This is a genomic window from Streptomyces sp. NPDC057565, from assembly GCF_042801455.1.
GTDB classification, from domain to species: domain Bacteria; phylum Actinomycetota; class Actinomycetes; order Streptomycetales; family Streptomycetaceae; genus Streptomyces; species Streptomyces yanii.
The window spans coordinates 1-2,725 of the sequence record NZ_JBHVFU010000156.1 but is presented as its reverse complement, the minus strand read 5'-3'; the positions used below and the strand labels follow the sequence as shown (position 1 = coordinate 2,725).

The 2,725-nt window shown below is 69.1% G+C and carries 3 protein-coding genes; all 3 read left to right on the top strand.

Annotated features, from left to right (window positions below; translation table 11 throughout):
* The coding region (locus ACFU8W_RS52255; protein ID WP_384052923.1) for an ADP-ribosyltransferase at positions 1-1,615 on the top strand (1,615 nt) is incomplete at its 5' end.
* Positions 1,616-1,629: 14 nt separating this feature from the next.
* Positions 1,630-2,028 carry a hypothetical protein gene (locus tag ACFU8W_RS52250; protein WP_345512300.1) on the top strand — a complete coding sequence of 133 codons (399 nt, stop codon included), beginning with the start codon at positions 1,630-1,632 and terminating at the stop codon, positions 2,026-2,028.
* A 41-nt stretch (positions 2,029-2,069) separates the two neighbouring features.
* The gene (locus tag ACFU8W_RS52245; protein ID WP_384052921.1) at positions 2,070-2,441 is read left to right on the top strand and encodes a hypothetical protein; all 372 of its coding nucleotides are present in this window, start codon (positions 2,070-2,072) and stop codon (positions 2,439-2,441) included.
* Positions 2,442-2,725: the final 284 nt, after the last annotated feature.

Sequence of the window (2,725 nt, the reverse complement as noted above, 5' to 3'; positions counted from 1 at the left end):
CGCCAAGGGCGCAGGCGCCGGCATCTCCAAAATCGGCGACATCACCAAGGGCCTCAAAGGCATCGGCAACATCGAGATCCCCAAGCTGCCCGACGGCTCGTTCCAGCTGCCCGACGGGCACCTTCTGGACCCCAACGGCAACCTGATCCCCCCGAGCAGCACGATCCCGCACACCACCGTGCCGGGAACGTCGGGCCTGCCGACGTCCTGGCAGATTCAGCCGACGGCAGGGCCAGGAGTCCATGCGGGCGGCTTCAACAATGTGCCGGGCGCCGCGGACAGCCACGTCCCGAGTACGGGCAGCCACGTGCCGGGCGGAGCACCCGCACACGTACCGAACGGCTCGTTCGGCCCCGCCCCGGCATCCTTCGACCCCGCAGGCCACATACCCGGCGGACCCGCGGGGCACGTACCGAACGGCTCGTTCGGGCCCGCCCCGGCGTCCTTCGACCCCGCAGGCCACGTACCCGGCGGAGCACCCGCACACGTACCGAACGGCTCCTTCGGCCCCGCCCCGGCATCCTTCGACCCCGCAGGCCACATACCCGGCGGACCTGCAGGCCACATCCCCGGCAGCGCACCCGGCCACGTGCCGAGCGGTTCGTTCGGGCCCGCCCCGGCAGCGTTCGACCCCGCAGGCCACATCCCCGGCGGACCGGCAGCGCATGTACCCGGTGACCACCTCCCGGCGGGCGCAGGGCACGACGTGCCGGGCACGAACCCGCACGGCCCGGGACACGACATGCCGGGCACGCACGGGCACGACGCCCCGCACAGCGGCGCGCACGCCGACGACGCGGCCGCACACGCCGACGACGCCGCGCACGCCGGTGACACCGGCGGGCATGTCGACCCGCACGGCGCCGCCGGAGACGCGCTGCACGGCGCCGATGATGCGGCGACGGGCAGCCACCCCGGTACCGGCGGTCCGGGTGTCGGAAGTGCGGCAGGCGACTTCAAGTACACCCCGCATGTGTCGGAAGCCGACTTCGACGCCCTCACCACTGCCGAGAAGCACCAGGTCGCCGCGGCCGAACTGTCCGACGGCACTGTTCCGTTCGCCGATGACATGGATGCGATCGACTACGGCCGGGAGTACTGGAACGACTACGTGAGGGACCTGGACCCGTCCGCGCAGCAGGCGCTCCGGGACTACACGGGCGACTCGTTCCCCTCGTACAAGGACATGAACGGCTACCTGCGTGGCGACCCCTACTACGGCCCGAGGCCCGAGGTGCTGCACGACATCAGCGAGATGGACCGCGTGATGTCGACCCGTCCCGTTCCCGAGGACGTCATGGTCGTGCGTGGCACGGGTATCGACCACCTCGACCTCGACTCGCCCCTGGACATGCAGGGCGGCACCTTCACCGACGAGGGCTACTTCTCCACGTCGCTCGGCAACCACCCCGTTCCGAGCTTCAAGGGCAAGCCCGCCATCTTCCACCTGCGGGTCCCGAAGGGGACGCCCGCGCTGTGGCTGGAGAAGGTCAGCAAGTACGGCGTGGACGAGCGTGAGATCCTTCTCGGACGCGGCTCCGAGTACCGGGTGACCCGGGTCTTCCTGGACGAAGCCGGCAAGGTCCAGGTATACGGCGAAGTCCTGCCGAAGTGACAGAGGAAACACTCATGACCAGCGAGAACCAACCCAATCCGCGCTTCGAAGAGGACATGCAGCTCAAGCGGATCGCCGGGCCGCCCCGCTACAACCGCGTCGCGCAGGGACCTGTGCAGTACGTGCGGGTGGCCGCCGACAGCGGCAAGGTGCTCGGGTACGTGTGGGCCAACGACGAGGGCGACGCCGCCGGCTGGGTGACGCCGCCGGCGCTCGGGCCGAACGAGATCAACGCCGGTGCCGCGTGGCTCAGGAAACTGCGGGACGCGAAGTCCCGCGGGCTCGCGCCCACCGCCCTGCTCGCCGAACTGGTCCGGGACACGAGCGACATCAAGGGCAGCGGTGTCGTACCGGGCTCGCTGACCGAGGCTCCGACGCTCGACGCTCTCAAGGAACTGGTGAGCAAGGGCTGACCTCTCCACGGATGAGCAGGGACCAGCGGCCCAATCCGCGCTTGAACGAGGATCTGTTGTTCAACGAGGCGCCCGGAGGGCCGCCGCGCTACAGCCCACTGACCGACAAGCCCGTTCAGTACCTCACGGTCTCGGACAGGGACGGTCGGGTGATCGGCTACGTATGGGCGAACGACGAGGACGACGCCGCCGGGTGGGAAGTCCGCACGGCGGGCGGCGACGAGGCATTCAACAAGGGCGCACGGTGGGCGAGGAAGCTCCACGACGCGAAAGCCCGGGGCATTGCGCCTACCGCCGCCCTGGCGGAGATGACTCAGGAGTCGGACCCCACGAGGAGCAGCCACGTCGTGCCCGGGTCACTGACCGAGGCGCCGAACGCCGACGTGATCAGGCGACTGGCCAACCCGACCTGAGGCCCTGGGCTCCCGTGGGTACCAAGACCACGCGATTGCACCCGCCGCCCTGCTCGGCGAGCTCGCACGGGACACACGCGATCGATGTCGCCCAGCTCTGTCATGTGTTGGTCACAGCGGGGGGCCGCTGGTTGAACCGATGAGCCGTAACAGTAAGGATATTGTCGTACCAGATCATTTAGCTCGACAGGGGGAAGCGAATGAAGTTCGACATGGGGGCGCAGGTCCTGTCGACTCTGACGTCGAAGTCGCGTGGTTCGAGTGATGACTTGGGCACGTTGATC